The sequence below is a fragment of the Chroococcidiopsis cubana SAG 39.79 genome, from assembly GCF_003991895.1.
Lineage (GTDB): Bacteria > Cyanobacteriota > Cyanobacteriia > Cyanobacteriales > Chroococcidiopsidaceae > Chroococcidiopsis > Chroococcidiopsis thermalis.
In genome coordinates, this window is the sequence record NZ_RSCK01000205.1 from 1 (window position 1) to 4,327 (window position 4,327).

2 protein-coding genes are annotated in these 4,327 nt (G+C 42.4%); one reads left to right on the forward strand and one right to left on the reverse strand.

What is annotated here, in order from left to right; all coding sequences use genetic code 11:
• Positions 1-110 precede the first annotated feature (110 nt).
• Positions 111-203 carry an IS1/IS1595 family N-terminal zinc-binding domain-containing protein gene (locus tag DSM107010_RS43470; RefSeq protein ID WP_422387930.1) on the forward strand — a complete coding sequence of 31 codons (93 nt, stop codon included), beginning with the start codon at positions 111-113 and terminating at the stop codon, positions 201-203.
• Between the two features lie 98 nt (positions 204-301).
• On the opposite strand, the gene DSM107010_RS36995 is transcribed toward DSM107010_RS43470, so the two are convergent.
• Positions 302-4,111, reverse strand: coding sequence for an eIF2A-related protein (locus tag DSM107010_RS36995; RefSeq protein WP_127025343.1), 3,810 nt, complete (start codon positions 4,109-4,111; stop codon positions 302-304).
• Between the last annotated feature and the right edge of the window lie 216 nt (positions 4,112-4,327).

The window sequence follows — 4,327 nt, forward strand, 5'->3', positions numbered from 1 at the left end:
GTATGCCTTCATTTTTATCTGGGCAGAATACACAACATTACTATTAATCGTACCTCAGTAGACTAGGAATTGCTCTATATATTCGTTAGCAGGTAAAACTATAAGAATAGATTTGTCCACATTGCGGCTCTAGTCATACAGTTAAGAAGAGTTCAATTCATAATAAGAAGCCTAAACGTCTCTGCAAGGATTGTGGAAGATAATTTGTTCTTAATCGTCAAAATGTTGTTGTAAGTCAGAAATAGTAACTTTTTTGATTACATCTGCGTTAACTTAACAATGCCCAACACAACTATAAACATTATTCACGCGCTTTACCTGGACACAACTCAGAACGCAACTCATCGCGAGTAGCGAGGTAATCTTGTAACCAGTTGCAACCGCGTGCGAGTAAGCCATCTAAACCATCAAATCGATGTAACTCTACAGTATTATTTATAACGATCGCAATTAACTTTCCATCTGCACTTAACCTTCCATGCTTACCTCGATATTCAGCAAGCTGCTGCCACATACCCTGGACTTGTACCCATAAGCGCATAGTACCATCAATTGAAGCAGTAGCCACAGTCTGACCATCGGGGCTAAATCCTACGTAGTCAACTATATTTTGATGTGAGAAAGTGGCGATCGCCTCACCCTTGCGATTCCACAGTTTGGCAGTGTTGTCACTTGCAGTAGTAGCTACAGTCTGACCATCTGGACTAAATCCTACGTAGTCAACTATATTTTGATGTGAGAAAGTGGCGATCGCCTCACCCTTGCGATTCCACAGTTTGGCAGTGTTGTCACTTGCGGTAGTAGCCACAGTCTGACTATCGGGGCTAAATTCCACGTATTTAACTTCATTTTGATGTGGGAGAGTCGCAATTGCCTCACCCTTGCGATTCCACAGTTTGGCAGTGTTGTCACTTGCAGTAGTAGCCACAGTCTGACCATCGGGGCTAAATGCTATGTCGAAGATCACACTTTGATGTGGGAGAGTTGCAATTGGCTCACCTTTGCGGTTCCACAACTTGGCGATATCGTCAACTAATGACGCAGTAGCCACAGTCTGACCATCGGGGCTAAATTCTACGTCGCTGACCATAGCTTGATGTTGAAGAGTTGCAATTGGCTCACCTTTGCGATTCCACAGCTTGGCAGTGTTGTCACTTGCAGTAGCCACAGTCTGACCATCTGGACTAAATGCTACGTCGCTGACCATAGCTTGATGTTGAAGAGTTGCAATTGGCTTACCTTTGCGATTCCACAGCTTGGCAGTGTTGTCCATTGAAGCAGTAGCCACAGTCTGACCATTGGGGCTAAACGTTATGCCGAAGATCGCACTTTGATGTGAGAGAGTTGCAATTGGCTCACCTTTGCGATTCCACAACTTGACAGTGTTGTCACCTACAGTAGTAGCCACAGTCTGACCATCGGGGCTAAATTCTACGTGAGTGACTGGATATTGATGTGGGAGAGTTGCAATTGCCTCGCCTTTACGGTTCCACAGCTTGGTAGTGTTCTGACCTGAAACAGTAGCCACAGTCCGATCGTCGGGGCTAAATTCTACGTACTTAACTTCATTTTGATGTGGAAAATTAGCGATCGCCTTACCTTTACGATTCCACAGCTTAGCAGTGTTGTCACTTGCAGTAGCCACCGCCTGACCATCGGGGCTAAATTCTACATAGTTAACTTTACCCTGATGCGGAAAAGTCGCAATTGCCTCACCTTTATAGTTCCACAACTTAGCAGTGTTGTCCGATGAAGCAGTAGCCACAGTTCGATCGTCGGGGCTAAATTCTACGTCGTTGACCGTAGCTTGATGTGGGAGAGTTGCAATTGCCTCGCCTTTACGGTTCCACAGCTTGGCAGTATCTGTAACAAGTGAAGTAGTAGCCACAGTCTGACCGTCGGGGCTAAATTCTACGTCGTTGACCACAGCTTGATGTTGAAGAGTTGCAATGATCTCACCCTTTCGATTCCACAATTTGTTGTCCATTGAAGCAGTAGCCACAGTCTGACCATCGGGGCTAAATTCTACGTGAGTGACTGGATATTGATGTGGGAGAGTTGCAATCGTCTCACCGTTGCGGTTCCACAGCTTGGCAGTATTCTGACCTGAAACAGTAGCCACAGTCTGACTATCTGGGCTAAATTCTACGTCATTGACCACAGCTTGATGTTGAAGAGTTGCAATGATCTCACCCTTGCGATTCCACAACTTGGCAGTTTTATCCCTTGAAGCAGTAGCTACAGTCTGACTATCTGGACTAAATGCTACGTCGTTAACCCCAGCTTGATGTGGCAAAGTCGCAATTGCCTCACCTTTGCGGTTCCACAACTTGGCAGTGTGGTCAAGTGATGAAGCAGTAGCCACAGTTTGACCATCGGGGCTAAATTTTACAATATCTCCAGATAGCCGATTCTTTTCTCGAATATTCTCTAGAGTTATCTGCAAAGCTAGTAGGGGACTGATAGTAGGGTAATCTTCAAAGTGACGGCTATCTTTCACTAATTCTTTTAATTTTATTGCAGAGCGCATCGAATCAATTAAATTATCTAAGGTAAAAGAAGATACTGGTAAGCGTAACAATTGGGCTGATGATTTTTCTAATTCCGTAACTATTTTGGCTTCTTGGAATCGCTGAGTGGCAATACCTGCTAAAGTGAATGCAACTATTGCCCCAGCCAGAGATATCGCAAAAATTCTATTCAACAAGCGAATCCGACGTTTAGCTTTCTTTTGAGCTGTATTCAACGCATCATTCGTCTGGTTTAACGCCTCGTTTGCCTGTGCTAATACTCGACTTTCCTCTTCAAGTTCTCTTTTTTCTAACTCCTGAGAAGCAGTCAAGTATCTACGATCCTCACTACTCAAACTCTTTCCATCAGCCCATCTTAAAGCTTCCTGCAACGCTTGTCCGCGCAACAGCTGTGACTCGTCCTGATATCCACTATCAACCCAAGCTTGAAAATTTACCGGATAAGGACGCAGTTTAGCTAATTCTTTTTTAACCCACCTTAAATGAAAAACAGATTCATATATTTTGTTATAAACTTTGAGTTTATCCTGCTGTTTAACCACCAAACCAGTCAGGCGAAATTTCATTTGTTCTGTACTAGCATCAACAGAAATTTTGCCATCAAGCAAAATGTCCTGATACCATCCTAAAAATCGCCCAGCAAACCGCTCTTCTAACAGCATCCGATCGCGTATTGTCTTTAAATGCTCTGGCTGATCGTAAGCTTCCCAATTTTTGATGATTTGACCTCTCACAACTTCCTCTACCCAGCCAGTAATCTTCTCTCCTTTTCCCCTCACGAAGGGTATGGAGGGGTTAGGAATGAGATTATGTATTAACAACCTACAAACCTTTTGCGTTAAAAAAGGCTGTCCTCCCGTCCAAGCTATCACCTCTCGCATTAAAGCTAAAGGATTTTCTACTCGATCTGAAAATCCCTTTGCTAATGGCTCAATTTCACTTTCTTTAAATCCATCAAGTTGAATCGCTTGACCAATGTTAAACGGTGTTCGGCTTTTATCAGTAATTAAATCGCTGGGGGTAGCAACTCCTACTAAAGCAAAAGTGAGCCGTTGATACTCTGGATTAAAATTACGTTTTTCATAACAGCTTCTAATTAAAGCAAAAAAATCATCCGTGGCAAAATCCAAACTCAAAATACTATCAATTTCATCTATAAAAATAATGATTTTACTTTGGATAGATGTTAAGAGAATAGATTCAATAAAAACTTCTAATCTTTGCACGGGAGGAATGTCACTTATTTCTCTCCACCAATTATGGAGAAATTCCGCCGGATTACCAAGGTTAAAATTAGTTATAAGTTTGTAAACTATTCCTGCATACCACTGTTCTGACTTAATATCACGACCACCTCGTACAGAAAAATCAAGGGAAGTGCAAGCGAAACCTTCTGCTTGTAGTTTCTTCATTGTTCGCACTATCAAGCTGGTTTTTCCCATTTGTCGGGAGTTAAAAATATAACAAAAATCTCCTGCTTTTAAGCTGTGATATAGGTCAGAGTCAGCTTGTCTATTAACGTAACTGGGGGCATCTTCTCCTAAACTCCCTCCGACTTTATACTCATATTTTTCTGTCATGATTGAATCACCTGAATTAGGAACTACTTAAAGGGGTATGCCAGTTGACGTACTGCTTGTATCTAAGCACAACCTGATTTGAGTTCAACTATGAGAAATTTGAGTTACCTTCGACTTTTTTCTAACTTTCTTTACTAAGGGCGCAACGCAAAAAAGTGGGATTGGGTAGGGTAGCGTGAAAAGCACAAAAAAAAGTAGGATGCCTGGGCAAGATGT